Genomic DNA, 25,032 nt, shown 5'->3' with positions numbered 1-25,032 from the left:
GAGCGCGAGAGGGGCCGTAGTGGATTTGAGCTTTCCCGACCTCGAGGGGCCCGTTGCCCAACGGGGTATCGGGATCATCGCACCGTTCGATCTCGCCCTCGAACGAGAGCTCTGGCGCTGGGCGCCCTTGGAGGTGAGCCTGCACCTCGCCCGCACCCCCTACGAGCCGGTCCCGGTGTCGCTGGAGATGGCCGAACTGGTGTCCGACGCCGCGCACCTCACCGCGGCCACCCGCAACGTGCTGCACGTGGAGCCCGAGGTGGTGGCGTATCTGTGCACGTCGGGCAGCTTCATCAAAGGCCTCGCCTACGAGAAGTCGTTGCGCGAGACCATCTGCCAGGCGGGGGCGCAGGACGCGGTCACCACCTCGGGAGCGTTGCTCGAAGCGATCCGCCACCTGGACCTCAACCGCATCTCCGTGCTCACCCCTTATGACGAGATCCTCACCCACCGGCTGCACGAGTTCCTCGGCGAAGCCGGGTGTTCGGTGGTGCGCTCCGACCACCTCGGGCTCGGCGGCGGCATATGGAAGGTCAGCTACCGCACGATCGCCGAACGCATCGTCGGCGCCGACGATCCCGAGGCCCAGGCCGTCTTCGTCAGCTGTACCAACTTGCCGACCTACGACGTGATCGAACCGCTGGAAAAGGCTCTCGGCAAGCCGGTGCTCACCGCCAACCAGCTCACCATGTGGGCATGTCTCGGCCGGATGAAGCTGCCGATGATGGGCCCCGGCAAGTGGCTGCTCAACGTCTTCTGAAGGAAAGAACATCGCATGCACGCACCAACCGTCGGCTTCATCTATCCCGATCACGCGGCGGAGGACGATTATCCGCTCGCGGCGGCGGCGCTCGGCGCGCACCTTCCGGTAGCTCACATCTACGGCACCGATCTGCACGCCGTCCCCGAACTGCTGGAGCTCGGCAGTCCGGAGAAATTGCGACTCGGCGCGTCCCTGCTGGCCCCCCACCGCCCCGACGCGATCGTCTGGGCCTGCACCTCGGGCAGTTTCGTCTACGGCCCCGTCGGCGCACGCGACCAAGCGCGCGCTTTGGGGGAGGTCGCAGGCGTGCCTGCGACCAGCACCAGCATCGCGTTCGCCGACGCCGCGCACGCGCTCGGACTGCGTACCGTCGCGGTCGCCGCGAGCTATCCTGACGAGGTCGCTCGGCTGTTCGTGGATTTCCTCGCCGACGCGGGCATCGACGTCGTCTCGATGTCCAGTGCGGGAATCGACACCGCCGCCGAGGTGGGCACCCTCACCCCGGCTCGAGTGCTGCGGCTGGCTGTGGACAACGACCATCCCGACGCGGAGGCGCTGCTCATCCCCGACACCGCGATGCACACCCTGGCGGTGCTGCCGGAGCTGGAGGCTACGCTGGGCAAACCGGTGCTGACGGCCAATCAGGTGACGGTCTGGGCGGGTCTGCGGCTGGCCGGCGCCGAGCCGGTCGTTCCCGGACTCGGCACCCTGTTCGCGGAACGGCAGACCGATGTCCGTCGTTGATTTCGAGCCGGTGAACCGGCAGTCGACCGCGGAGATGATCGCCGACCGGCTCCGCGAGGCGATCATGCGCGGCAGTCTCGCGCCCGGGTCCCAGCTCGGCGAAGCCGATCTCGCCGCGCGGTTCGCGGTCTCGCGCGGGCCGGTGCGCGAGGCGATGCAACGCCTGGTGTCCGAGGGCCTGCTGCACAGCATCCGTCACCGCGGCATTTTCGTCATCGAACTGAGCCTCGACGACGTCGTCGACATCTACCGCGCCAGGGCGGCGCTGGAGGGCGGCGCGCTGGAGTTGATCCTGGACGGTCGCCGCCCGATCGCCTTCGAGGCGCTCGGGCCCAGTGTGGAGGACATGGTCGCGGCCGCCGAACGCGGTGACGCGGTGGGGGTCTCGGACGCCGACCAGGCATTTCACGAGGCACTGGTGGAGAGCGCGGCCAGCCCGCGCCTGGTGCGCGCGGCCCGCACCCTGCTGATCGAGACGCGGATGTGCCTGGGCGCCCTGCAGACCACCTACCCCGACCTGCGGGAGCAGGCCCGCGAGCACGTCGACCTGCGCGAAGCGATCGCCACGGCCGAACCCGCTCGGGTCCGCGCCCTGCTCGTCGAGCACATGGACGACGCCGTCGATCGCCTCCGCCACCAGATCGACTCCTGACCGCGGGGCGCCACCGGGACAAAAAGCCCAACGCCGCGCGGAATTCCGGCAACGAGAGATAGCCGTCGCCGTCCCGGTCGGCGGCGGCAAGCAAAGCATCCGCCGGTTCATCGATCCGGCCCGCACCGCAGTGGCGGATGAGCGATTCGAGTTCATCGACGCAGATGCGGCCGTCACCGTTGACGTCGAAGACCTTGAACGCGGCAAAATATCGCTGCTCGCGAACTTGCAGGTCGACCCCTACAAGTTGGCCGGGCGCACGACCATGACCGACGCGGCTCGCTTGCCGCTTTCTTGCAGCAGCGCGATCGCGCGGCCCTCCGGGTCGATGGCGGCGTAGACGCCGGATATCCCGGCGGGTTCGAGCCAGCGACCGTTGCGCAGGTCGTCGGCTTGGGTGGCATCGATGTCACGGTGCGGGAAGGCGGTGCGCACCGCTTGATCCATGTCGAGGCTCAGCGGAGGCGCGCCCGACTCCGCGGCGGCGGCCAAGTCGTCCAGGGTGCGGGCGTGTTCGAGGGTGAACGGACCGACCCTGGTGCGCCGCAACGCGGTCAAGTGGCCGCCGACGCCGAGCGCGGCGCCCAGGTCTCTGGCCAGCGCCCGCACGTAGGTGCCCGAGGAGCACTCGACCACCGCGTCGAGATCGACGAAATCGCCGATGTCGCGGCGGGCGAGCACGTCGAAGCGCGACACCGTGACCGGCCGGGCGGCCAACCGCACGTCTTCACCCGCGCGGTGGCGGGCGTAGGCGCGCTCACCGTCCACCTTGATAGCGCTCACAGTGGCCGGGACCTGGTCTATGTCCCCGGTCAGTTCGACTGTACGGGCGGCGATGTCGGCGTCGGTGAGGTGACGGGCAGAAGTCGTGGCCAGCACTTCGCCCTCGGCGTCGTCGGTGGTGGTCGCCTGACCGAGCCGGATGGTCGCGGTGTACGCCTTGGTCGTCAGGGTGAGCAAGCCGAGTAGTTTGGTCGCGCGCTCCACGCCGAGCACCAGCACACCGGTGGCCATCGGATCGAGCGTGCCCGCATGGCCGATCTTCTTCGTACGCAGCAGTTTCCGGCATTTCGCGACGACGTCGTGGCTGGTCCAGCCACCGTCCTTGTCGATGACGAGCAGTCCGCCGAGTCCGTCCATCAGACGTGCGCGATCGCGGTGAGGATGTACCCGTCGGTGATCAGCCAACGGCCGTCGAACGAGACCAGTGGCGCGCCGCCGTCGGTGGTCTGTCCCGGCACGAGCAACTCGGTGTGGAAGCTGCCGTGCCCGGAATCGGCGGTGCTGTCCTCGATCTCGAACATGATGTGCGCCTCTTCGAACCCCAGCCAGCGCACGGTCAGCGGGAACCACGCCTTGTACGTGGCCTCTTTGGCGCAGAACAGCAACCGGTCCAGGTGCAGCTCGGAATCGGTGGTCTTCAGCCACTCCCGCTCCTGCGGCAAGCTGACCGAGTCCAGTACGCCGTCGGGCAGCGTGGCATGCGGCTCGGCGTCGATGCCGATGGAACGGAACCGCAACTTGTGGCCCAGCGCGGCAGCCTGGTAACCGTCGCAGTGAGTCAAGCTGCCGACGATCCCGCGCGGCCACACCGGAGCGCCGCGCTCTCCCTTGCCGATCGCGACCGGCTGCTCACCGAGCTGCGCCAGCGCCAGCCGGGCGCAGTGACGCGCGCCGATGAAATCCCGGCGACGCTTCTCCACCGACTTGGCGATGAGATGCTCTTCCGCCGGATGCGGCTTCAGATCCTCCGGGTACGCCAGCAACTCGGCCGTGGCCACACCGGCGGGCAGAATGTTCTCGATCATCACCGCAGAGCCTAGCCGAGCCGCGATACCTGGTATCACAGCGCCGTGTGCCTGCCCATCCGGCCGCCTCACCACCCGCAGGCAGCCCATCATCGAGGTCGCCTCGACCGCACTTGCGTCGACGGCCGCAGTGGTGCCCGTACGCCGGGTCCGGCCTACCACCCGACGATGGGTCGGCGAGGACTACGCCAGCCCGCGCCGCTGCTGTGCTTTGCTGCGCATTTCCGCGGCGGCGGCTTCCATCTCCGGAGTCACCTGGAAGTGGCCGCCCCACTTGTTCAGCGTCCCCGGCGGGTATTGCGGCGTCGGCAAGATCTGGCGCAGCAGTCGCTCGGGCAGGCCACGACGCTGCCACTCGCGCGGGTAGCCGAGCGAGACCTCCTCGAACCGGACGCCGTCGTAGTGCGAGGTCCGCGGGATGTGCAGGTGACCGTAGACCGAGCAGACCACGTTGTAGCGGGTGTGCCAGTCCGCGGTCAGTTCGGTGCCGCACCACAGCGCGAACTCCGGGTAGAACAGCACGTCGGTCGGCTGCCGTACCAGCGGGAAGTGGTTGATCAGGACGACCGGCGTGCCAGGGGCGAGCGCGTCGAGCTTGCGCTTGGTCACCTGCACGCGGGCGTGGCACCAGGCGTCCCTGGTCAGATACGGCTCCGGCGAGAGCAGGAATTCGTCGGTCGCCACCACGTTGCGCTCGCGAGCGATCGCGAGACCCTCCGCCTTGGTGGTGGCTCCTTCCGGCAGGAACGAGTAGTCGTACAGCAGGAACATCGGCGCCAGCGTGATCGATCCACCGTGCTCCTCGGCGCCCGCGCCCTGCCATACCGGAAAGGGGTCCTCCGGCGTCAGCACGTCCAGGTCGCGGCACATCGACACCAGATAGTCGTAACGCGCCACCCCGGACATCTGCACGGGATCCTTCGCCGTCGTCCACAGCTCGTGGTTGCCCGGCACCCAGATCACCTTGGCGAACCGGCCGCGCAGCAGCTCCAGCGCCCACCGGATGTCCTCGGTCTTCTCCCCCACGTCGCCGGCCACGATGAGCCAGTCCTCCGGCGAATCCGCCGTGATCTGCTCGACGACCGGCCGATTCCCCTGGTGCCCGACATGGATGTCGCTCACCGCCATCAACTTGGGTATCACCACACCTACCTTGGCACATCCGTCGGAATTCCCGCGCACCGGCCGAGCCGGGTGTCACCTCACCTCGGCACCTCGGCGCCGACCAGGGCCCACCGGCCCGACAACGCCCGCCACGCGACGGCGATCAGCCGCAACATCATGAACGCGGCGAGGCCGGACCAGATTCCGGCAACGCCCCAATCGAAGGCCAGGGACAACCAGATGGCGGGCAGGAAACCCAGCAGCGCCGCCCCGAGCGTGGTGGTGCGCAGATAGGCGGCGTCACCCGCACCGAGCAGGACGCCGTCGAGAGCGAAGACGACACCCGCCACCGGAATGAGCGCCACGAAGAACCACCACACCACGTGCGTGCGCTCGAGCACGCCCGGGTCGTCGGTGAACAGCGCCGGGACGACCACCGCGCCTGCCGCGAAACAGGCGGCGAGCGCGAGGCTGAAGATCTCCGACCACTGGGTGACCCGCCGTGCGATGCCGCGCGCGCCCGGGGCGTCACCCGCGCCCAGAGCCGCGCCGGTGAGGGTTTGCGCGGCGATGGCCAGTGCGTCCAAGGCGAGTGCGAGGAAGTTCCACAGTTGCAGGACCAGCTGGTGGGCCGCCACCGACGCGGCGCCGAAACGCGCGGCGACCGCCGCCGCCGAGACGAAACATGCCTGGAACGCGAAGCTGCGGGCGATGAGATCGCGGCCGAGCACGAGCTGGGCTCGCATCACCGGCCACTGCGGGGCGAGCGGGACCCGCTCGCGAGTCAACGCGTGGATGAACAGGATGGCGGTGACGACCTGGCCCGCGACGTTCGCGACGGCGGATCCGGGCAGTCCCAGGTACGGCACGCCGAGCAGTCCGTGCACCAGCACCGGGCAGAGTATGCCCGACACCGCGAGTCCGGCGACCACGTAGGCCAACGGCCTGCGTGTCTCCTGGACGCCGCGCATCCATCCGTTGCCCGCCATGGAGATCAGGATCAGCGGCACGCCGAACAGCGCGATCCGCACCCAGGCCAGCGCTTCCCGCGCGATGTCGCCGCCTCCGGCGATGGCGTTCGTCACCGGCACGGCGAACGCCTGGACCAGTAGCAGTATCGCCGCGCCGACGGCGACCGCGAGCCAGGTGGCCTGCACGCCTTCGGCGACGGCGCCCCGGTGGTCACCCGCGCCGTGGCGACGGGCCGAACGCGCGGTGGTGCCGTAGGACAGGAAAGTCAGCTGCGAGCTCGTCTGCGCCAGAATCAATCCGCCGACGGCGAGACCGGCCAGCGCGAGCGCCCCGAGCCTGCCGACCACGGCCAGATCGAACAGCAGGTAGATCGGTTCGGCGACCAGCACGCCGAGGGTGGGCAACGCGAGCCCGAAGATGCGCTTGGGTCCGGCCGCGGCGGCTCGGTCGACATCGGCCGACGGCTTCCCGCCCGATCGTGACGCCGGGCCGGTGATCTCCGCACCGGAACCTTTCGCGTTCACGAACACCTTCCCTTCTCCGGTACCGCCGTCATCCCGGTCGGGGCGTGCCCCTCGCGCGGCCCATCGACGAACACCGGGGAGCGCACCACCGGCCGACGCGGGACGCATCGCACGTGCGATCCCGTATGGGAGAGTCTGCGGACCAGCTCGATCATGTATGGCGGATGGCCGACCAGAGCAGTCGGGACGGGCATGAGTCGCCCGGAAATCGAGCGAACGGTGGAAGCGAGGTGAATGCGACAACCAGGCCCTGGGAACGACCGCGCGTCAGCACGCACGCGCGCGAATGCCGCTGACGTCGATCGATCCGTCCGCTGCCTCGGACATGAACGCATCCGGAGGCAGAACCGGTAAGTGGTTCGGGCCGGGACGTTTCCGAAAACCACGGTCACCCGAGCGCGGTCAGCAATGCGCCGATCAGGTCGTCGGGCGCGCCGTGGGCGGTGTACCCGGCGGCGAAGCGGTGCCCGCCGCCCCCCAGCGCGGTGGCCACCTCGGCGACGTCCACCCCGTCGCCCGCGCACGCCCCACTGTCCCGCGAGCGCAGCGACACCGTCCACCGATCCGGTGCCACGCGGGATTGCTTGAATACCGCGGCGATTCCCGCTTCGGCGGTCGTGCGCACGATATCGATCACGCTCTCGACTTCCTCCGACCGCACGTCGTCGATGTCGTCGCGACGCACGAACGCGTACACCAGCCCGACACCGCCGCGCACGTCCGGGACCAGCTGCGCCGTCCCCAGCACCCGCGACAGCATCGGCAGCCAGCCGAACGGGTGCGTGTCCATCAAGGTGCGGGCGATCTCCGCGCCGTCGATCCCGGTGGCCAGCAGCCGTTCCGCCAGTTCGTGGGTACCTGGCCGCACCCAACGGAACGAGCCCGTGTCGGTGACCAGACCGGCATAGAGGCAATACGCCACCTCCGCGTCGATCGGCACGCCCCATGCGTCGAGCAGCCGTGCGATCAGGCTGGTGGTGGACTCGGCGCCCGGATCGACCACGTTGATCACCGCGAAACGCGTGTTGGACCGATGGTGGTCGATCACCATTGTCGTTGCCGCGCCGGGCAATCGGTCGGCGAGCGCGCCCAGGCGGCCCGCGCTGCCGCAGTCGACCGCCACCAGCAGGTCGACCTCGGCACGCACCTCGGCGGGCGCCACCAGATGCCGCACGCCCGGCAGCGACCGCATGGATGCGGGCAGCTCCGCCGGTTCGGCGAACGACACCTGTACCGGAATCCCGCGCCGATGCAGGACCAGCGCCAGCGCCAGTCCGCTTCCTATGGTGTCCGCATCGGGTTGCACATGGCAGACGATGGTCACCGAGCGCGCCGCGTCCAGCGCCGCCACGGCCGTGTCCAGGTCGGCCGTTTCCCGCATCGTCGTCATCGACTACCGCATGTCACTCGTCGACGTCGCGTTCGACCTTGTAGGGGTCCGCATCGCCCGCGTGCCGCGCCGTGGCGGCCGCTTTGGCGACCTCGTCGTCCGCGGCCCGCGCCCTGGCGAGCAGTTCCTCCATCTCTCGCGCCGCGTCGGGCACCCGGTCCAGCACGAACGCCAGCGTCGGGGTGAACTTCACCCCGGTTCCCGCGCCCACCTTGGAGCGCAGGACACCCTTGGCCTTCTCCAGACCGGCGGCCGCACCCTCGTAATCCGGTTCGGCGTCGATGGTTTCGCCCATCACGGTGTAGTACACCGTCGCGTCCCGGAGATCGCCGGTGATCTTGGCGTCGGTGACGGTCACGAAACGCAGCCGCGGATCCTTGATCTCGTATTCGATCGCGGTCGCGACGATCGAGGAGATCCGCTTGGCGAGTCGGCGCGCCCTGGCTTGGTCCACCATGGCCGTTTCCTCCTCACTACTAACTCTGTTCGATAGCGGTCGGAGCATGGGCCGGCGTGGCCACCACAGCTCCGTCCTCCGCGCCGTCGCTGGGCCGCGGTCAGTCTTCGGGACCGAAGATTCGGCGGCGCACCGCCAGCAACTGTAACTCCGGACGAGCCGCGACATGCCGTTCACATCTGTCCAGCACCTCGGTGAGGTGCTCCATCCCGGCACTGACCATGGCCACGCCCAGCAGCGAGCGACGGTATAGATCGTGTTCCCCGCCTTCGGCGGCACTCACACCGAAACGCTGCAATTCGGCCAGAATCGGCCGGATCACCGAGCGCTTCTGTTTCAGTGAGTGCACATCGCCGAGCAGCAGGTCGAATTCCAGTGCACCCAGGTACACCCACACCCTCCACTGTCGGGACGAGCAGCCCGGACGCCGCGCGTCGCGCGGCGTCCGGGTTCGTCTCGGTCGCTCAGTCGCGCGGCTTCTCGCGCAACTCGTAGGCCTCGATGATGTCGCCTTCCTTGATGTCGGAGTAGGTGACCGTCATACCGCATTCGAAGCCTTCGCGGACCTCGATGACGTCGTCCTTCTCCCGGCGCAGCGACGAGATCGTCATCGTCTCGGCGATCACCACGTTGTCCCGGAGCAAGCGCGCCTTGGCGTTGCGTTTGACCGACCCCGAGGTGACCATGCAACCGGCGATATTGCCGATCTTCGACGAACGGAAGATCGCCCTGATCTCGGCCCGGCCCAGCTCGACCTCTTCGTAGATCGGCTTGAGCATGCCCTTGAGGGCCTTCTCGATCTCGTCGATGGCCTGGTAGATCACCGAGTAGTACCGGATGTCGACACCCTCGCGGTTGGCCAGCTCGGTCGCCTTGCCCTCCGCGCGGACGTTGAACCCGATGATGATCGCGTTCGACGCCGAAGCCAGGTTGACGTTGGTCTCGGTGACGCCACCGACACCGCGGTCGATGACCCGCAGCCGCACCTCGTCGCCGACCTGGATCCCGAGCAGCGCCTCTTCGAGGGCCTCGACGGTACCCGAGTTGTCGCCCTTCAAGATCAGGTTCAGCTCGCTGGTTTCCTTCAGCGCGGCATCCAGATCTTCCAGGCTGATCCGCTTGCGGCTGCGTGCGGCCAGCGCGTTGCGCTTGCGAGCATTGCGCCGATCGGCGATCTGCCGGGCGATCCGGTCCTCGTCGACGACGAGCAGGTTGTCACCCGCGCCCGGCACCGACGTGAAGCCGACGACTTGGACCGGCCGCGACGGCAACGCCGCCTCGACGTCCTCGCCGTGCTCGTCGACCATCCGGCGCACTCGGCCGTAGGCGTCTCCCGCCACGATCGAGTCGCCCACGCGCAGGGTGCCGCGCTGGATGAGCACGGTCGCCACCGGGCCTCGGCCGCGGTCGAGGTGCGCCTCGATGGCCACGCCCTGAGCGTCCATGTCCGGGTTGGCCCGCAGGTCCAGCGCCGCGTCCGCGGTCAGCAGGACCGCCTCGAGCAGCGCATCGATGTTGATGTTCTGCCTGGCGGAGATGTCCACGAACATGGTCTCGCCGCCGTATTCCTCGGCGACCAGGCCGTACTCGGTGAGCTGCTGGCGAACCTTCTGCGGGTTGGCGCCTTCCTTGTCGATCTTGTTGACCGCCACCACGATCGGCACGTCGGCCGCCTGCGCGTGGTTGATCGCCTCCACCGTCTGCGGCATGACGCCGTCGTCGGCGGCGACCACCAGGATCGCGATGTCGGTGGCCTTCGCGCCGCGGGCACGCATGGCGGTGAACGCCTCGTGACCCGGGGTGTCGATGAAGGTGATGAGCCGGTCCTCGTCGCCGAGGTGGGTGAGCACCTGGTAGGCACCGATGTGCTGGGTGATGCCGCCGGCCTCGCCCTCGCGGACGTTCGCCTTGCGGATGGTGTCCAGCAGTCGGGTCTTACCGTGGTCGACGTGACCCATGACGGTCACGACCGGCGGACGCTGTTCGAGGTCCTCCTCGCCGCCCTCGTCCTCGCCGTAGGTGAGGTCGAACGACTCCAGCAGCTCGCGGTCCTCGTCCTCGGGGCTGACCACGTGGACGACGTAGTTCATCTCGCTGCCGAGCAGCTCGAGGGTCTCGTCGTTCACCGACTGGGTCGCGGTGACCATCTCACCGAGGTTGAACAGGGCCTGCACCAGCGCGGCCGGGTTCGCGTCGATCTTCTCCGCGAAGTCCGACAGCGACGCGCCGCGGGCGAGCCGGATGATCTCGCCGTTGCCGCGCGGCAGCCGCACGCCGCCGACGGCGGGCGCCTGCATCGAGTCGTACTCTTGCCGTTTCTGCCGCTTCGACTTGCGGCCACGACGGGGCGCGCCACCGGGACGGCCGAACGCGCCTGCCGCGCCGCCACGGCCACCGGGACCACCCGGACGACCGCCGCCGCCACCACCGCCACCGGGACGACCGCGGAAACCACCAGCCGCGCCACCGGCACCGGGAGCGCCGGTACCCGCACCGGGGGCGCCACCGCCACCGCGGTAACCACCGCCACCGCCGCCGCCACCGCCGGGACGACCGGCGCCTGCGCCACCGGGACGACCCGGGCGACCTGCGCCGGGGCCTCCGGCGCCGCCCGGACGGGCCGCACGCGACGGCATGGCGCCGGGGTTCGGACGCGGCGGCATCGAGCCGGGGCTCGGACGCGGGCCGCCGGGACGCGGGCCACCCTGGGACGGGCCGCCGGGACGCGGACCACCTTGAGCCGGACCGGGACGCGGACCACCCTGAGCCGGACCGGGACGCGGACCACCCTGAGCCGGGCCAGGACGCGGACCACCCTGAGCCGGGGCCGGACGCGGACCACCCTGGGACGGGGCCGGACGCGGTGCGGGCCGCTCGGGCGCAGACGAATAGGGGTTGTTACCGACACGCGGGGTCTTCGGCCCCGGACGCGGGCCGGGAGCGGCGCCACCCGGACGCTGGCCACCCTGGGCGGGTGAGCTGGGTCGCTGCTGCTGACCGGGACGCGGGCCACCCGGCGTGGGACGCGGTCCGGCCGGGGCGGGCGCGGAACTCGCGGGCGCGCCCGAAGCCGCAGCGGCCTGCGGGGTCACCGAATCCCGCGCGGCGGGCTTGGCCGACGGGGCCGGTCCCGGACGCGCGGCGGGGCCCGGCTTCACGGCCGGGGATTCGCCGGTGCGCGCGGCGGGAACGGCGGTCTCCTGCGCGGTGGGCGCCGGTGCGGGCGCCGGCGGACGAGGACCGGGACGCGGGCCACCGCCCGCGGGCTTGGCGGCCGGACGGCCGGACGGTCCGGGGCGTGCACCCGACTTGTTGCCGTTCGACGGGGCGGATTTCGCCGCGAACGACTCACGCAGCCGACGCGCGACGGGAGCTTCCACCGTCGAGGACGCCGACTTCACGAACTCGCCCTGCTCCTTGAGCGTTGCGAGTAGTTCCTTGCTCGTGACACCGAGTTCTTTGGCCAACTCGTGCACGCGGGCCTTGCCTGCCACTGCTCTCCTCACTGAGAGGTCGAGCAGCTCCACCGTTCTGGGGACGGCGGCCCGCACGACCTCGGGTTATCTCCGATGGACGTTCATCGTTGGTACTTCACGGTGTGCTCATGAGTGCTCGTGCCTGTTCTCGAGGTAATGCTCCAGGGCTGAGATATCCAGATATCCGGACACTCGTAGTGCTCTGCCGATCGCTCGGCGCCGTTCTGCCGCGCGCAGACAAGCCGAAAGGGGGTGCAGCCAGGCACCCCGTCCGTGCAGTCTGCGCCGCGAATCGGGAACGATCTCGATGACGTGGGAGCCGTCTCCGGTCTCACGGTCCCGAGCCACGATCCGCAACAGATCGACGGCTAGTTCGCGCTTCCGGCATCCGATACACGTTCGCACGGGAGCGGCTGGGCGCCGGGGCGCCGGGTGCTGCTCGGTGGTGCGATCGGGCATTGAAGCCGAAGGCTCGGACTGAACCTTGGACCACTCTACCGCTGCCACACTCGGATCGCCGAACCCCTCCCCCGCGGAAGTTACGAACATGTCATCCCGGGCACTCCGCGGGCGGGTTCCGGTCAACTGCGATGCGCCTCCGTCCGAACGGATCCGCCGCCCATATCGGGTGCGGCGTCGCTGCGGATATCGATGCGCCAGCCGGTCAAGCGCGCGGCCAGGCGGGCATTCTGGCCTTCCTTGCCGATCGCCAGCGAGAGCTGGAAATCGGGAACCACGACGCGAGCCGCCCTGGCGTCCGGGTCGACGATAGTGACCGAAACCACTTTCGATGGCGAGAGCGCATTACCGACGAAGGTCGCCGGATCGTCGGCGTAGTCGATGATGTCGATCTTCTCGCCGGCCAGTTCGCTCATCACATTGCGTACGCGTTGCCCCATGGGGCCGATACACGCGCCCTTGGCGTTGACGCCCGGCACCGTGGTGCGCACCGCGATCTTGGATCGGTGCCCCGCCTCACGCGCCACGGCGACGATCTCCACCGAGCCGTCGGCGATCTCCGGCACCTCCAGCGCGAACAGGCGCCGCACCAGATTGGGATGGGTGCGCGACAGCGTGATCTGCGGTCCGCGCGACCCGCGGGACACCCCGACGACGTAGCACTTGATCCGGTCGCCGTGCTCGTAGGTCTCGCCCGGCACCTGCTCGGCGGGCGGGATCAGTCCCTCCGCGCCGTGCAGCTCGCTGCCGATGCGCACCACCACGGTGCCGCGGGCGTTGGCGCGCGCGTCGCGCTGCACCACGCCGCCGACGATGTCGCCCTCGTGGGTGGAGAACTCGCCGAAGGACTTCTCGTTCTCCGCGTCGCGCAGTCGCTGGAGCACGACCTGCCTGGCGGTGGTCGCCGCGATCCGGCCGAACCCCTCCGGGGTGTCGTCCCACTCGGAGATCACGTTGCCGTCGGCGTCCAGCTCGCGCGCCATCACCCGGACCACGCCGGTCTTCTGGTTGATGTCGATGCGCGCGTTGGGCTGGTGGCCCTCGGTGTGGCGGTACGCGGTCAATAGCGCCGACTCGATCGCGGAGATCACGGTCTCGATCGAGATCCCCTTGTCGGCGACGATCGCGCGCAGGGCTTCGATTTCGATGTTCATTCCACGATCCCTTCGGTCGGCGAATCGGATGCTGTCACTGATTCGGATAGTGCATTCGGTATTCCCCGGAGTTCCGCGGCGTCATCGGCCGCCACCGCATCTTCCTGACCCGGAACAGGCCGCCCCGGAACGACGCCGCCCGCGAGTTCCAGTTCCCGCGCGCCGGGCGGGGAGAACTCGACTTGTACGACGGCCCTGGCGATGTCGGCGAGCGGGACCGTCACCCGGTGTGGGTCACGTTTGCCGCCGAGCACCAGCGCCACCGAATCACCGGTGAGCGCGCCGACCCGAGCCTCGAAGTCGGCCGACCGTTCCGGCGGCTGCGCGCCTTCGCGCAGCGTGACACGCACCTTCCGCCCACGCGCCCGGCGCCAGTGCCGGTCGGCGGTCAGGGGGCGATCGATGCCCGGAGTCGTGACTTCCAGCAAGTACGGCGTCTCGCCGAAATCCCCCGCGTCGTCCAGCAGCGCCGACAACTCCGTGCTGAGGCTCGCCAGGGAGTCCAGATCGGAAGTGTCGGCGTCCACGGTCACCTGAATCCGAGCCTGCGTGTCCTCGCGCTTGCCGGCCGTCGAGATCTCGACGCCCTCGAGGTCGAATCCCCGGCGTTCTACGAGACCAGCTACGAGCTGGCTCACCCTTTCCTCGGTCGGCATCGGCATGTGGGGCGGCTCCTGGTTCAGTTGTGACGCGGCGGGAGAATTCTCTACCGAAGGTCTAGCGTAACGCGCCACGAGAGTGTAAAGGACCAGCGGTCGAGGAGTCCGTGCGCCACGGCCGACGCTGGTCCGGTGGCGCACCGCGAATCTGGCACGATGGTGCCGTGCCCATCCGCCTTCCCGCCCCGCCGCGTGCCGGGCGCATCTCCGGCATGCCGTCCGACCGGCACGAGTCCCGTCTCGCCGCCCTGGATCGTCGCAGCGCACTACGCCTCGCGGGGGGCGGAACAGTCGGCGTCCTCGCCCTCGGCGCCCTGGCCGGATGCACCGGCGACGACGTGGTCCACGAACCGGATCCGCTTGCCGCACAGGAGATCGCGGCCCGCGCCGACGCCGCTGCGGCGACCGCGGCCATCGCGATCGCGCCCGATCGGCACGCCGCGTTGACCGCGATCGCGGCCGAGCGCACCGCGCACGCCGATGCCTTGCGCACCGAGATCGACCGCGTGATCGGCGTCTACGCCGACGGCACGAAACCGGCGCATCGCACCCGAGCAGGCGGATCCGGCCCGTCGGCGGTGGCTTCGGGCAGCGCCGTGCCGCCCACCGCGCCGCCGACCGTCGAGGCGCTGCGCGCGCAGCTGGCCGAGTCCCGGAGAGCGGCCGCCGATCTGGCCCGCGCCCTGTCCGGGTACCGGGCCGGATTGCTCGCCTCGATCAGCGCGGCCTGCGCGGTGCAGGCGGGGGTGCTGCTGGCATGACGGAGACCGAGCGCCGAGCGCTGATCGACGCGCTGAACGCCGAGTACGGCGCGGTGTACGCCTACGGGGTGATCGCCGCCTACGCCTCGCCCGAGCGCACCAGGCTGATCGCCGAACACACCGCGGCGCATCGAGCCCGGCGCGACACCACCGCCGACGTCCTCGCCCTGGGCGGCGCGACGGTGCCGCCGCCCGACGCCGCCTACACGGTGCCGTTTCCGGTCACCGATCCGATCTCGGCCGCGCGGCTGGCCGTCACGGTCGAGTCCGATGTCGCCGTCGCCTGGCGGTCGGTGGTCGAACGCGGTGCGTCCATGACCATCCGGCGCACCGGTGTCGACGCGCTCACCGAGGCCGCCCTCCGGCTGGCCACGTGGCAGTCGATCCTCGGCGCCAACCCGCCCACCGTCGCGTTCCCCGGCAAAGCCTGACCGGGACCCGATCGCCGGCATCGGCGCGGTCACCCTGGATCCGACGCGCCGTGGGTGTTGTCGAGCCGCCGGCGGCCCAGGGACAGCCCGTGACCGCCGTCGGCTGGACGTACGCGATCTACGGCCGCATCTCGTAGGCGCCGTCGTAGGAGGCCACCTCGGCCCACACACGGTCGAAGCGCGGACGATCGGCGACCGGCGGACGCAGCGCGGACGCCGCCCAGCCCTGCTGGTCGGGAGTTGCCGACGGCTTGCCGTACAGCGCGGTCGCGTAGGCGTTGAAATCGCGGATCTGGAAATCGAAGATCTGGTCGATCAGGTCACGATCCAGGCCCGTGATCGCGGCCTGCTCCAGGATCAGCTGGCCGTAGACCACCAGGGAGAACAGGTGGCCGATGGTCAGCATGAAGTCCAGGTCCTTCTGCTGGCTCGCGTCCGGCGCCGCCGTGGTCAGCAGGGCGCGCAGCGCTCGCGCCTGCTCGTAGAACCGGCCCACGTTCGGGATGTCGGCGTGCTTGTCGTAGATCGGCGTCCAGTCGGCGAACCGGACCTTGCCCGCGCCGCGGGCCGGGCCCTGGCGCCAGAAGAACGCGTCGTCGGCCGCGTCCTGCCGGGTCCCGATCTCGGGGTAGTCCTGCGGGTCGAACAGGTAGTTCGGCATGAACTTCAGGATCTGCCCGACGTTCACGTGCACCGTGCCCTCGAGCCGGGGCAGGGTGTTGATCAGCCGCTGCACCTCGGCGAAGTAGGTGTTCTTCTCGAAGCCCTTGGCGGCCAGCACATCCAGCAGCAACGTCATGACCGTCTCGGCTTCGGAGGTCACCTTGGACTTGGTCATCGGGTTGAACAGCAGGTACCGGCGGTCCTCGAGGCTCGCGCTGCGGAAGTAGTCGATCGCGCGGTCGCTGAACAGCTTCATCGCGACGATGCGCGCGTAGGCGTCGACGAAGTTGCCACGCACGTGCGGGAAGTCGGTGACCGGGTTGCCGTAGAGAATCCGGTTGTTCGCGTGCGTGATCGCCTCGTAGAACGAGTGCTCGACCATGCCGATGCCGCCGTGGCAGAGATTGAACTTGCCCACGTTCACGGTGTTCAGCGCCGCGGAGAAGGCCTCGGGCCCGGTGTGCAGGATGTCTTCGGCGCGCACCGGGTAGTTCTCCAGGCGGAAGGTGCTGACGTACATCTGCTGGTGCACCACGTTGCCGAGCAGGCGATAGTTCTCGTGCCGGGAGTCGGCGGCGAACCAGACGTACGCGTCGGCGCCCTCGAGGTCGGCGCGGCGGGAGAACACCGACACCATGCTGGCGACGTTGCCGTTGCCGATGTAGTACTTCTCGCCGTTGGCGCGGAACAGGATTCCGGCCTGGGCGTCCGCGCTGCCTGGTTCGGTCGGAGTGAGCACCAGGTCGGTGTTGTAGATGTCGGCGCCGTGGGTTTGCTCGGACAGGCCGAATGCCATCACCTCGCCGTCGGACAGATCGGCTGCCGCGCGCTTCTTGGCCGCCTCGTTGTCGCTCTGCCAGATCGGGCCGAGGCCGAGGATGGTCACCTGCTCGGCGTACCAGTACGCCAGGCCGTAGAAGCCGAAGATCTCCGACAGCGCCGCGTTGCGCGCGGCGTCCCAGCGGCGGTTCGGGTCGCCGTCGGCGTAGGCCGCGGGAGTCAGGAAGGTGGCGAACAGCTTCTCCTTCTTCACGAAGTCGAGGAAGTCCGCCGTCCACACCGCGTTCGCGTCGTCGGCGAGCAGACGCTGTTTGCCCCGGCCCTCGAACCACTCGATGGTGGCGCGCAACAGGCGCCGCGTCTCGGCGTCGAACTGCTGCGGGTCATAGGTGGCGGGATTGAACAGCCGCGCGTCGGTGTTTGTCATGCCGGTTAACTTACCAGCGGGTAACGGCAGCGTGGACAGCGTCTGTGGATCCGTGACCAGCAAATTCCAGTTACGGTGGCGTAGGTGGCGCATCCGGCTCCACGGGTTTGCGCAGACCCGATGGCCGCCCTACGGAACGGCTCCCAGCGGGATCGGCCGAGAGCCGTTCGCAGACACCTCAGCCCCGGACTGCGGCCACCACCGCGTCCACCGCCGACGCGGCAGGGACTTCCTCGGTCTCGCCGGTGAAGCGGTCACGCAGTTCCACCTTGCCCTCGGCCCAGCCGCGGCCGATCACCAGCACCAACGGCATGCCCAGCAGCTCGGCGTCCTTGAACTTCACGCCGGGCGAAGCGGTGCGATCGTCGAAGAGCACGTCCAGGCCCTGGGCGTGCAGCCCCGAGACCACCTCTTCGGCGCCCGCGCGGGCCGCCTCGTCCTTGTTCGCGATGACGACGTGCACGTCGTAGGGCGCTACCGACGCGGGCCAGCGCAGCCCCTTGTCGTCGTGCTGCTGCTCGGCGATCACCGCGACCATCCGCGAGACGCCGATGCCGTAGGAACCCATGGTCAGCCGGACCGGCTTGCCGTTCTCACCGAGCACGTCCACCTCGAACGCGTCGGTGTACTTGTTGCCGAGCTGGAAGATGTGGCCGATCTCGATGCCTCGGGCCGCCACCAGCGTGCCGCGCCCGTCGGGCGAGGGATCACCGTCGCGGACCTCGGCCGCCTCGATGGTGCCGTCGGGGGTGAAGTCGCGGCCCGCGACCAAGCCGACGACGTGCTTGCCCGGTTCGTCGGCGCCGGTGATCCAGCTGGTGCCGGTGCCGACGCGAGGATCGACCAAGTAGCGAACACCGTTGGCCTGCAATGCCTTCGGGCCGATGTAACCCTTGACGAGGAACGGATTCTCGGCGAAGTCCGCTTCGGTGAGCAGCTCCACTTCGGCCGGTTCGACCGAGGCGCCGAGGCGCTTGTCGTCCACCTCGCGGTCACCGGGGACGCCGATGCCGATGATCTCGGTCTTGCCGTCGGGATGGCGCAACTTGACCATGACGTTCTTCAGGGTGTCGGCCGCGGTGACGGGCCGACCGTAGCGCTCGGCGATCCCGGCGGCGTTGGCCCAGTCGACCAGCGTCGCGATGGTCGGGGTGTCAGGGGTGTCGTGCACGACGGCCTCGGGCTGCCCTTCGATCGGCAACGGCTCGGGAGCGGGCGTGACCACCGCCTCCACATTGGCCGCGTAGCCCGATTCCGGGCAGCGCACGTAGGTGTCCTCGCCGACGGGGCTGTCGGCGAGGAATTCCTCCGACGCGCTGCCGCCCATCGCGCCCGAGGTGGCCGCCACGATGACGTACTCGACCCGCAGCCGGTCGAAGATGCGCTGGTAGGCCTGCCGGTGCGCGGCGTAGCTGGCCTTCAGCCCGTCCTCGTCCAGGTCGAAGGAGTAGGAGTCCTTCATCACGAACTCCCGCCCGCGCAGGATGCCCGCGCGCGGACGCTCCTCGTCGCGGTATTTGGTCTGGATCTGGTACAGCGTGACCGGAAGGTCTTTGTAGGAGCTGTACTCGCCCTTCACGGTGAGCGCGAAGAGTTCCTCGTGGGTCGGGCCGAGCAGGTAGTCCGCGCCCTTGCGGTCGCGCAGCCGGAACAGGCCGTCGCCGTACTCGGTCCACCGGTTGGTCGTCTCGTAGGGTTCGCGCGGCAGCAGCGCCGGTAGTGAGATCTCCTGAGCGCCGATCGCGTCCATCTCCTCGCGTACCACGTCCTCGACCTTGCGCAGCACGCGCAACCCCAGCGGCAGCCACGAGTAGACACCCGGGGCGACGCGGCGCACGTAGCCGGCACGGACCAAGAGTTTGTGGCTGGCCACCTCCGCGTCGGCGGGATCGTCACGGAGGGTTCGCAGGAACAGGCGGGAGAGGCGGGTGATCACGGAAGCACAGGGTAGTCGCTGGCCGGACGCTGGTCGCAGCGCATTACCGTATTCGTTCGTGCTGGTGCTGCTGCCTCCTTCCGAAACCAAGTCCGACGGCGGAGCCGGGGCGCCGCTCGCACTGGACTCGCTGGCGATGCCGCAGCTCACGGCGGTGCGCGCCAGACTGATCGATGAAGTGGTGCGGTTGGCGGCCGATCCGGAAGGCTCACGGACCGCCCTGGGGCTCGGCAAGGCCGCCGACGGCGAGATCGCTCGCAACGCCGCACTGCGCACCGCACCGACCCGGCCGGCGTTGGAGCGCTATACCGGCGTCCTCTACGACGCGCTCGACGCACGCTCGTTCACCAAAAGTCAACGAGCGAAGGCCTATGCCCGGCTCGGCATCGGCTCCGCCCTGTTCGGCGCGGTCCGCGCGGGTGACCCGATCCCCGCCTACCGGCTGTCCGGCGGCTCCAAGCTGCCCGGGCTGCCGTCCCTTTCGGCCGTCTGGCGCGACGAGCTGGCCGCCGCGCTGCTCGCCGAAGCCGCGGGCGAACTCGTCGTCGACCTGCGCTCGGGGACCTATCAGCAACTGGGCCGGGTGCCCGGCGCGATCACCGCGAACGTGCTCACCGAGCATCCGGACGGGTCACGCACGGTGGTGAGTCATTTCAACAAGCACCACAAGGGCCTGCTCGCGCGCGCCCTGGTGCTCACCAGGGCCGAACCGGCCGACATCCGCGGCGTCGCGCGGGTGGCCGCCAAGGCCGGTTTGCGCGCCGAGATCGCCTCGCCCACCGAAATGGTGATCATCACTTGACCGGCTCGCCGCTACCTCGGGTTCCCGCGGAAACGAGCAGACGGTGACTCGACGTTTCCGCGGCGGGGAATGCAATGCGGCACTGTATTGTTCGCCCCGAACGTGACCAGTACCGCAGTGCTTTCCGATGACCTGAAGAAGTACCTGGACGAAGAGCGAGTGTTCGCCACCGCGGCCACGAACGGCCCGAACGGCCAGCCGCACCTGACCGTGATCTGGCTGAAGCGCGACGGCGACGATCTGCTCTTCTCCACCACCACCGATCGACAGCAGGGCAAGAACCTCGCCCGCGACCCACGGATCACCGTGCTGATCAACCCGCCGGACAACCCGTACGTCTACGCGGAGATCCGGGGCACCGCGACGATCACCCCCGACCCGGACAAGACGCTGCCCGACGAACTGTCGGTGAAGTACACCGGACGCAAGTACGCCGACTTCAATCCGGCCTCCTCCGCCGACGGACCGCGCGTCATCGTGCGCGTGACGCCGAGGCGAGTGGCGGGCAGGTTCTGACTCAGACTTGCTGCGCTTCCTCCTGAGCGTGCTGGGCCATCGCCAGCTGCTGCGGGGTGAACCGCAGCGTCAGAGCGACCAATCCGGTCGCGAACGCGATGAGGGCGCAGACGAACAGCACCAGCGTGTAACCGTCGCCCAGCGCGGAGATCTCGGCGGGCGTCATCCCGGTCACCTTTTCGGTGCGGCCGCCCAGCGACAGCGTGCGGGAGGCGGCGATCGGGGTGAGCAGGCCGATGGCCACCGGCGTGGCCAGGTTCATGAACATCTGCCCGACCGCGGCCAGCGGACCGATATTGGCCGGGGGCACGCCGACCAGCACGCACAGCGGGGAGAGCACCATGGCGACGCCGACGCCGAAGCCGATGACCACCAGCAGGGGCAGCAGCGTCGCGAAGTACAGCACCTCGCCGTCGAGGGTCGAGCCGAACAGCAATCCGACGCCGAGCACCACGGCCGCGCCCGCGAGCAGCCAGCGCGGCGCGATGTACAGCGCCGCCTTGGAGGCGACCGCGCCGCCGACGCCGATGCCGACGGTGAACGGGATCGCCGCGACGCCCGCCTTGAGCGGGCCGTATCCGATGACGTTCTGCATGAACTGGGCGACGAAGAAGGTCATCGCGCCGAGCACGCCGCCGGCCAGGAAGATCAGCAGGAAGGTGGCGATGCGGTCGCGGCTGTCGAACAGCGACCAAGGCAACAGCGGGTCGTCCACCCGCCGTTCCAGCGCCACGAAAACGATCAGCAGCACGACACCCGCGATCAGCGAACCGATGATCGCCGGGTGTCCCCACCCGATCTCCGGTCCCTCGGTGGCGCCGAACACGATGGACGCGCAGGCGATGGTGCCGAGGAACGCGCCGGGGATGTCGAGAGCCGAGCGGTGGTGTTCGGTGTCGGCGAGTTTGTAGGCCGCGCCCAGGATGATCAGCGCGCCGATCGGGACGTTGATCAGGAAGATCCACCGCCAGGACAACTGGGTCAGCGCGCCGCCGACCACGAGCCCGCCGACCGAACCGATGCCGACCATGGAGCCGACGATCGCGATCGCCTGGTTGCGCGCCTTGCCCGGCGCGAAGGTCGTCGCCACGAGCGCGAACGCGGTCGGCGCCGCGATCGCCGCGCCCGCGCCCTGCAAGGCCCGCGCCGCGAGCAGCATGGCCTGGTTCTGCGCGAGCCCGCACAGCAGCGAGGCCAGGGTGAATAGCGCCACGCCCACGACCAGCATGCGCTTGCGGCCGAAAGCATCGCCGAGCCTGCCGCCGAGCAGCATCAAACCCGCGAAGGTGAGCCCGTAGGACGTCACCGTCCAGGCGCTACCCGCGCTGGACAGCCCCATCTCCTCTTGCAGCCGCGGCAACGCGAAGATCACCACCGTGCCGTCCAGCACGACCATGAGCTGCAATCCGCTCAGCACTAGGATGGCGAGCCCGAAGGCCCGCTGCGTCACTGGATACTGCATCGTCGCAGCGGGGTTCCGAAGCACAGTGAGTCACTGTAATTGATGCCGCGACCACCTTCGCCCACCCACTGATCCGGCCGGAGCCGCGACCAGCGGCGCTCTCGCCGATCCGGCGAGCCGCCGTCGACGCGCATCGCGCGCGGTATCGGCCCGGCGAACCGTGCCGCGACAGTGTCGGTCGCCTCGGCGTGCATATCAGGGGACGGTGACCGTCACCAGCTCGCTGAACGGCATCCCGCCGGTGGGGGTGTCATCGAAACAGCCGCCCCGGGCGGTGATGGTCGTGCCCGATTCGAGGCCTTCCAGGGTCGCGGTCACGGTCTGGCCGGGACCTGCCATCGACTCCGGGCCGCCGTTGCCGAAGAAGCGGTGATTGTTCTCGGGGCCGACACCGGCTTCGGCCCAGCACCGGCCGGTGCCGTTGGGGTTGTGCACGGTCGCGGTCACGACTCCCGGCGCGGTGCCGGCGAAGCCGACCTCGGGAGCCTGCAGCTGTGTTTGCGCGCTCGCCGGCGCGAGGACCGGGCCGAACGCCACAAGCGCGGCGGACGCTGCCAGCAGAATGGGTGCGTTGATTCGTTTTTTCGCCACAATCGAACCCTATCGGAAACAGGTTCGTCCAATGCTCGCTTCCGTCAACGGGTTACGAGACTCGGCGAAGCGAGACCGGACACAGAATGGAGGGTGCACGTGGCTACTCACTTGCTGTGGGGCTTCGTGGTCGCAGCGCTACTGGCTTATGTGATTCCAGGCCCGGACTGGTTTGTGGTGCTGCGTCATGCCACCCGGTCACCCACCGCGGGCATCAGCGCGGCGGTCGGTGTGCAGACCGGGTTGATCGTGCACATGACCGCTGCCGCGCTCGGTGTGTCAGCGATCTTGTCGACCAGCGCCGAGGTGTTCACCATCGTCAAACTCGCCGGCGCCGCATACCTGGTCTTCCTGGGTTTTCAGGCGTTGCGCGACGCCTATCACGGGTGGCGCTGCCACGACCTCGGCGACAGTTCTTCGACGACCTCATCGCCGTCGGCGGATTCCGCGCCGACGCGGATATGGGCGCAGGCATTCACCGCCAACGTGTTGAATGCGAAAGCCGCGCTGTTCTTCGTCGCGGTCTTGCCGCAGTTCGTGTCCCCCGCGTCCGCGGCGGCACCCCAGATCCTGCTGCTGGGCGCTGTCGACATCGCGATCGGGTGCCTCTGGTGGCTGCTGTTCGTCCTGACCGCCGCTCGTTTCCGTCGAGTGTTGCGTCGCCGCGGGCCACGTATGGCGCTCGATACCACTGCCGGGATCGCGCTGACCGGCCTGGGCGGGGCGCTCGCGGCCACCGGTCGCGCCCAGGCATGAGAGCGTCGGGAGATCGGGCTCACACCGTGAACGGGGGGTGAGCCTTATCCCGCCGCGGAATCGACTTGCGGGGCGATGGTGTCGGCGGAGAATCCGGCGGTCGGGCCGATGACCACGATCGCGGGCGGACGGATGCCTTCCTCACGTACCCGGGCGGCCACCGTGCCGAGATCGGCGCGCAGCACGCGCTGGGTGCGCAGCGTTCCTTCCTGGATGACCGTGGCGGGTGTGCCCGCGGGGCGTCCGCCGTCCAGTAGTGCCGTGGCGAACTGTTCGATCCGTTCGACCGCCATCATCAGCACCAGGGTGCCGCGCAGACGACCGAGCGCGGGCCAGTCCACCAGCGAATCCGGATGGTCGGGCCCGACGTGCCCGCTCACCACGACGAACTCGTGGGTGACGCCCCGGTGCGTCACCGGGATGCCCGCCGCGGCGGGTACCGAAATGGGACTGGTGACGCCCGGCACCACCGTGACCGGCACCCCGGCGGCGACGCAGGCCTCCACTTCCTCGTAGCCGCGCCCGAACACATACGGGTCGCCGCCCTTGAGCCGCACCACGAATTTGCCCGCCTTCGCGCCTTCGACCAGCGCGTTGTTGATCGCCTCCTGCGCCATCGCCCGTCCGTACGGGATCTTCGCGGCGTCGACCACCTCGACCTCGGGCCCGAGTTCAGCGAGCAGTTCCGGCGGCGCGAGCCGGTCGGCGACCACCAGGTCCGCCCTGGCCAGCAGCCGCCGCCCGCGCACGGTGATCAGATCGGGATCGCCGGGGCCGCCGCCCACCAGGGCGACGCCGGGCGCGATCGGTGTCGAGTCATCGCTCACCACACCCGATTGCAGGGCCTCCAGCAAGGCGTTGCGCACGGCCGCCGAGCGCCGGTGCTCCCCGCTGGCCAGCACACCGAGGGTCAGTCCGTCGTAGCGCGCGGTGGCCGGGGTGACCGCGGTGCCCAGCCGCGCGTTGTCGGCGCGCACGCAGAAGATCCGCCGCCGGGTAGCCTCGGCCACCACGGCCGCGTTGGTCTCGGGCTCGTCGGTGCAGGCGATCGCGTACCAGGCGCCGTCGAGATCGCCGTCGGCGTACTCGCGCAGGGTGACGGTGATCTGCCCGGAGGTCGCCATCCCCTCGACAGCGGGCGTGACCGCACGGCTCACCACGTGGACGTCCGCGCCGGAGGCGATCAGCAACCCCAGTCGGCGCTGCGCCACTGTGCCGCCACCGACCACGACGACGCGCCGTCCGTGCAGATCGAGCCCGACCAGGTAGTTCGGGTCGCCGGTTGGCTGGTCTTGCGTTGCGTCTGACGTGTTCGGCACAAGTTTCGAGCCTACGGCGTGGCGGTTCGGCACCGGCAATCGACCGGCACCCCGCCTTCGCGGGTTCCCTGGAGCGCAAGCCACGATCACGGCGGTCCTGGTGCGACCGGCGATGGGCGCCCCTTCGGCGAACTGCGAGCGATCAGTGGACAACTTCCCTGGTCGACGAGCTCCACGCGCGAGCGGGCGAGACGTCGAGGATCAGCGTCGCGGCGTCGGACGCCCTCGGCCGAACGGCCACCGGAACGGACCGTCGGAACACCATCGACGCACGATCCGGAACGAGGGCGGCCGGCAGTGGGCGGCGGATCCGAGACGGGCGGGCGGGCACGCTCGTGCCCGCTGTGGTGCCGCTGGCCGGGCGGTGCTCACTGCCCCGGAACACCGCTGTGACCAGCGGTAACCAACGATTCGGCAGCCGTCGGC

At 69.5% G+C, this 25,032-nt stretch carries 24 protein-coding genes and 1 pseudogene; 8 read left to right on the top strand and 17 right to left on the bottom strand.

Features of this window, described 5'->3' with window-relative positions; genetic code table 11:
- Nucleotides 1-19: 19 nt before the first annotated feature.
- Genes K8O92_18335 through K8O92_18325 form a run of 3 tightly spaced genes read left to right on the top strand, consistent with a single transcriptional unit; the run spans nucleotide 20 to nucleotide 2,159 of the window.
- Nucleotides 20-760, top strand: a complete 741-nt coding sequence (locus K8O92_18335) for an Asp/Glu/hydantoin racemase (protein ID UAK29943.1) — start codon at nucleotides 20-22, stop codon at nucleotides 758-760.
- 15 nt (nucleotides 761-775) lie between these two features.
- A complete protein-coding gene (locus K8O92_18330) occupies nucleotides 776-1,507 on the top strand; it encodes a maleate cis-trans isomerase (protein ID UAK29942.1) in 732 nt (243 codons plus the stop codon).
- A complete protein-coding gene (locus K8O92_18325) occupies nucleotides 1,494-2,159 on the top strand; it encodes a GntR family transcriptional regulator (GenBank protein ID UAK29941.1) in 666 nt (221 codons plus the stop codon). The genes K8O92_18330 and K8O92_18325 overlap by 14 nt, the downstream gene beginning before the upstream one ends.
- Before the next feature lie 13 nt (nucleotides 2,160-2,172).
- Here the strand turns inward: K8O92_18325 and K8O92_18320 are convergent.
- From K8O92_18320 to rimP, 12 genes and pseudogenes are all read right to left on the bottom strand, one after another.
- Nucleotides 2,173-2,508 (bottom strand): annotated as a pseudogene (locus tag K8O92_18320) (EF-hand domain-containing protein).
- A complete protein-coding gene (gene truB, locus K8O92_18315) occupies nucleotides 2,400-3,299 on the bottom strand; it encodes a tRNA pseudouridine(55) synthase TruB (protein UAK29940.1) in 900 nt (299 codons plus the stop codon). Before truB ends, K8O92_18320 begins: the two are co-directional and overlap by 109 nt.
- Nucleotides 3,299-3,967: a 4'-phosphopantetheinyl transferase superfamily protein gene (locus K8O92_18310; protein ID UAK29939.1), complete on the bottom strand. Its 669-nt coding sequence runs from the start codon at nucleotides 3,965-3,967 to the stop codon at nucleotides 3,299-3,301. Before K8O92_18310 ends, truB begins: the two co-directional genes overlap by 1 nt.
- Nucleotides 3,968-4,150: 183 nt before the next feature.
- Nucleotides 4,151-5,110 (bottom strand): metallophosphoesterase, encoded by a 960-nt coding sequence (locus K8O92_18305; protein UAK29938.1) that lies wholly within the window; start codon nucleotides 5,108-5,110, stop codon nucleotides 4,151-4,153.
- 59 nt (nucleotides 5,111-5,169) lie between these two features.
- Nucleotides 5,170-6,540 carry an MATE family efflux transporter gene (locus K8O92_18300; protein ID UAK35784.1) on the bottom strand — a complete coding sequence of 457 codons (1,371 nt, stop codon included), beginning with the start codon at nucleotides 6,538-6,540 and terminating at the stop codon, nucleotides 5,170-5,172.
- A 415-nt stretch (nucleotides 6,541-6,955) separates the two neighbouring features.
- Nucleotides 6,956-7,957 (bottom strand): bifunctional oligoribonuclease/PAP phosphatase NrnA, encoded by a 1,002-nt coding sequence (locus K8O92_18295; protein ID UAK29937.1) that lies wholly within the window; start codon nucleotides 7,955-7,957, stop codon nucleotides 6,956-6,958.
- 13 nt (nucleotides 7,958-7,970) lie between these two features.
- Nucleotides 7,971-8,414, bottom strand: a complete 444-nt coding sequence (gene rbfA, locus K8O92_18290; protein UAK29936.1) for a 30S ribosome-binding factor RbfA — start codon at nucleotides 8,412-8,414, stop codon at nucleotides 7,971-7,973.
- Nucleotides 8,415-8,514: 100 nt separating this feature from the next.
- Complete coding sequence (locus tag K8O92_18285; protein UAK29935.1) at nucleotides 8,515-8,805, bottom strand: DUF503 domain-containing protein; 291 nt, start codon at nucleotides 8,803-8,805, stop codon at nucleotides 8,515-8,517.
- Between the two features lie 73 nt (nucleotides 8,806-8,878).
- Nucleotides 8,879-11,908, bottom strand: a complete 3,030-nt coding sequence (infB, locus tag K8O92_18280; protein ID UAK29934.1) for a translation initiation factor IF-2 — start codon at nucleotides 11,906-11,908, stop codon at nucleotides 8,879-8,881.
- Nucleotides 11,909-12,016: 108 nt separating this feature from the next.
- On the bottom strand, nucleotides 12,017-12,439 hold the full coding sequence (locus tag K8O92_18275; GenBank protein UAK29933.1) for a YlxR family protein: 423 nt from the start codon (nucleotides 12,437-12,439) through the stop codon (nucleotides 12,017-12,019).
- Between the two features lie 32 nt (nucleotides 12,440-12,471).
- Complete coding sequence (gene nusA, locus K8O92_18270) at nucleotides 12,472-13,503, bottom strand: transcription termination factor NusA (GenBank protein UAK29932.1); 1,032 nt, start codon at nucleotides 13,501-13,503, stop codon at nucleotides 12,472-12,474.
- On the bottom strand, nucleotides 13,500-14,165 hold the full coding sequence (rimP, locus tag K8O92_18265) for a ribosome maturation factor RimP (protein ID UAK29931.1): 666 nt from the start codon (nucleotides 14,163-14,165) through the stop codon (nucleotides 13,500-13,502). The genes nusA and rimP overlap by 4 nt, the downstream gene beginning before the upstream one ends.
- Nucleotides 14,166-14,374: 209 nt before the next feature.
- Between rimP and K8O92_18260 the strand changes: the two genes are divergently transcribed.
- Both K8O92_18260 and K8O92_18255 read left to right on the top strand, forming a co-directional pair.
- A complete protein-coding gene (locus tag K8O92_18260; GenBank protein ID UAK35783.1) occupies nucleotides 14,375-14,923 on the top strand; it encodes a hypothetical protein in 549 nt (182 codons plus the stop codon).
- Nucleotides 14,920-15,354, top strand: coding sequence for a ferritin-like domain-containing protein (locus tag K8O92_18255; protein ID UAK29930.1), 435 nt, complete (start codon nucleotides 14,920-14,922; stop codon nucleotides 15,352-15,354). The genes K8O92_18260 and K8O92_18255 overlap by 4 nt, the downstream gene beginning before the upstream one ends.
- Nucleotides 15,355-15,472: 118 nt before the next feature.
- Here the strand turns inward: K8O92_18255 and K8O92_18250 are convergent, their stop codons facing one another.
- Nucleotides 15,473-17,224: an acyl-CoA/acyl-ACP dehydrogenase gene (locus K8O92_18250; GenBank protein UAK29929.1), complete on the bottom strand. Its 1,752-nt coding sequence runs from the start codon at nucleotides 17,222-17,224 to the stop codon at nucleotides 15,473-15,475.
- Between the two features lie 178 nt (nucleotides 17,225-17,402).
- Nucleotides 17,403-19,160, bottom strand: coding sequence for a proline--tRNA ligase (locus tag K8O92_18245; GenBank protein UAK29928.1), 1,758 nt, complete (start codon nucleotides 19,158-19,160; stop codon nucleotides 17,403-17,405).
- 58 nt (nucleotides 19,161-19,218) lie between these two features.
- On the opposite strand from K8O92_18245, the gene yaaA reads away from it, so the two are divergent.
- Together yaaA and K8O92_18235 are read left to right on the top strand one after the other, a co-directional pair.
- Entirely contained in the window at nucleotides 19,219-19,962 is a 744-nt protein-coding gene (gene yaaA / locus K8O92_18240; protein UAK29927.1) for a peroxide stress protein YaaA, read from the top strand.
- 102 nt (nucleotides 19,963-20,064) lie between these two features.
- Nucleotides 20,065-20,478, top strand: coding sequence for a PPOX class F420-dependent oxidoreductase (locus K8O92_18235; GenBank protein ID UAK29926.1), 414 nt, complete (start codon nucleotides 20,065-20,067; stop codon nucleotides 20,476-20,478).
- A gap of 1 nt (nucleotide 20,479) precedes the next feature.
- Here K8O92_18235 and K8O92_18230 read toward each other — a convergent pair whose 3' ends face one another.
- Together K8O92_18230 and K8O92_18225 are read right to left on the bottom strand one after the other, a co-directional pair.
- Nucleotides 20,480-21,940, bottom strand: coding sequence for an MFS transporter (locus K8O92_18230; protein ID UAK29925.1), 1,461 nt, complete (start codon nucleotides 21,938-21,940; stop codon nucleotides 20,480-20,482).
- Nucleotides 21,941-22,135: 195 nt separating this feature from the next.
- A complete protein-coding gene (locus K8O92_18225) occupies nucleotides 22,136-22,531 on the bottom strand; it encodes a hypothetical protein (GenBank protein UAK29924.1) in 396 nt (131 codons plus the stop codon).
- A gap of 99 nt (nucleotides 22,532-22,630) precedes the next feature.
- On the opposite strand from K8O92_18225, the gene K8O92_18220 reads away from it, so the two are divergent.
- The gene (locus tag K8O92_18220; protein UAK29923.1) at nucleotides 22,631-23,287 is read left to right on the top strand and encodes a LysE family translocator; all 657 of its coding nucleotides are present in this window, start codon (nucleotides 22,631-22,633) and stop codon (nucleotides 23,285-23,287) included.
- A 44-nt stretch (nucleotides 23,288-23,331) separates the two neighbouring features.
- Here K8O92_18220 and cobA read toward each other — a convergent pair whose 3' ends face one another.
- Nucleotides 23,332-24,606 (bottom strand): uroporphyrinogen-III C-methyltransferase, encoded by a 1,275-nt coding sequence (gene cobA / locus K8O92_18215; protein UAK29922.1) that lies wholly within the window; start codon nucleotides 24,604-24,606, stop codon nucleotides 23,332-23,334.
- Nucleotides 24,607-25,032: the final 426 nt, after the last annotated feature.

This window comes from Nocardia asteroides, assembly GCA_019930625.1.
Classification (GTDB): domain Bacteria; phylum Actinomycetota; class Actinomycetes; order Mycobacteriales; family Mycobacteriaceae; genus Nocardia; species Nocardia sputi.
This window is presented reverse-complemented; position numbering and strand designations above follow the sequence as displayed.

Bases quoted from the DNA above. Each gene is read 5' to 3' on its own strand.
- K8O92_18330 (UAK29942.1), top strand. From the start codon at position 776: ATGCACGCACCAACCGTCGGCTTCATCTATCCCGATCACGCGGCGGAG.
- K8O92_18325 (UAK29941.1), top strand. From the start codon at position 1,494: ATGTCCGTCGTTGATTTCGAGCCGGTGAACCGGCAGTCGACCGCGGAG.
- truB (UAK29940.1), bottom strand. From the start codon at position 3,299: ATGGACGGACTCGGCGGACTGCTCGTCATCGACAAGGACGGTGGCTGG.
- K8O92_18310 (UAK29939.1), bottom strand. From the start codon at position 3,967: ATGATCGAGAACATTCTGCCCGCCGGTGTGGCCACGGCCGAGTTGCTG.
- K8O92_18295 (UAK29937.1), bottom strand. From the start codon at position 7,957: ATGACGACGATGCGGGAAACGGCCGACCTGGACACGGCCGTGGCGGCG.
- rbfA (UAK29936.1), bottom strand. From the start codon at position 8,414: ATGGTGGACCAAGCCAGGGCGCGCCGACTCGCCAAGCGGATCTCCTCG.
- K8O92_18275 (UAK29933.1), bottom strand. From the start codon at position 12,439: ATGTTCGTAACTTCCGCGGGGGAGGGGTTCGGCGATCCGAGTGTGGCA.
- nusA (UAK29932.1), bottom strand. From the start codon at position 13,503: ATGAACATCGAAATCGAAGCCCTGCGCGCGATCGTCGCCGACAAGGGG.
- rimP (UAK29931.1), bottom strand. From the start codon at position 14,165: ATGCCGATGCCGACCGAGGAAAGGGTGAGCCAGCTCGTAGCTGGTCTC.
- K8O92_18260 (UAK35783.1), top strand. From the start codon at position 14,375: ATGCCGTCCGACCGGCACGAGTCCCGTCTCGCCGCCCTGGATCGTCGC.
- K8O92_18255 (UAK29930.1), top strand. From the start codon at position 14,920: ATGACGGAGACCGAGCGCCGAGCGCTGATCGACGCGCTGAACGCCGAG.
- K8O92_18250 (UAK29929.1), bottom strand. From the start codon at position 17,224: ATGACAAACACCGACGCGCGGCTGTTCAATCCCGCCACCTATGACCCG.
- K8O92_18230 (UAK29925.1), bottom strand. From the start codon at position 21,940: ATGCAGTATCCAGTGACGCAGCGGGCCTTCGGGCTCGCCATCCTAGTG.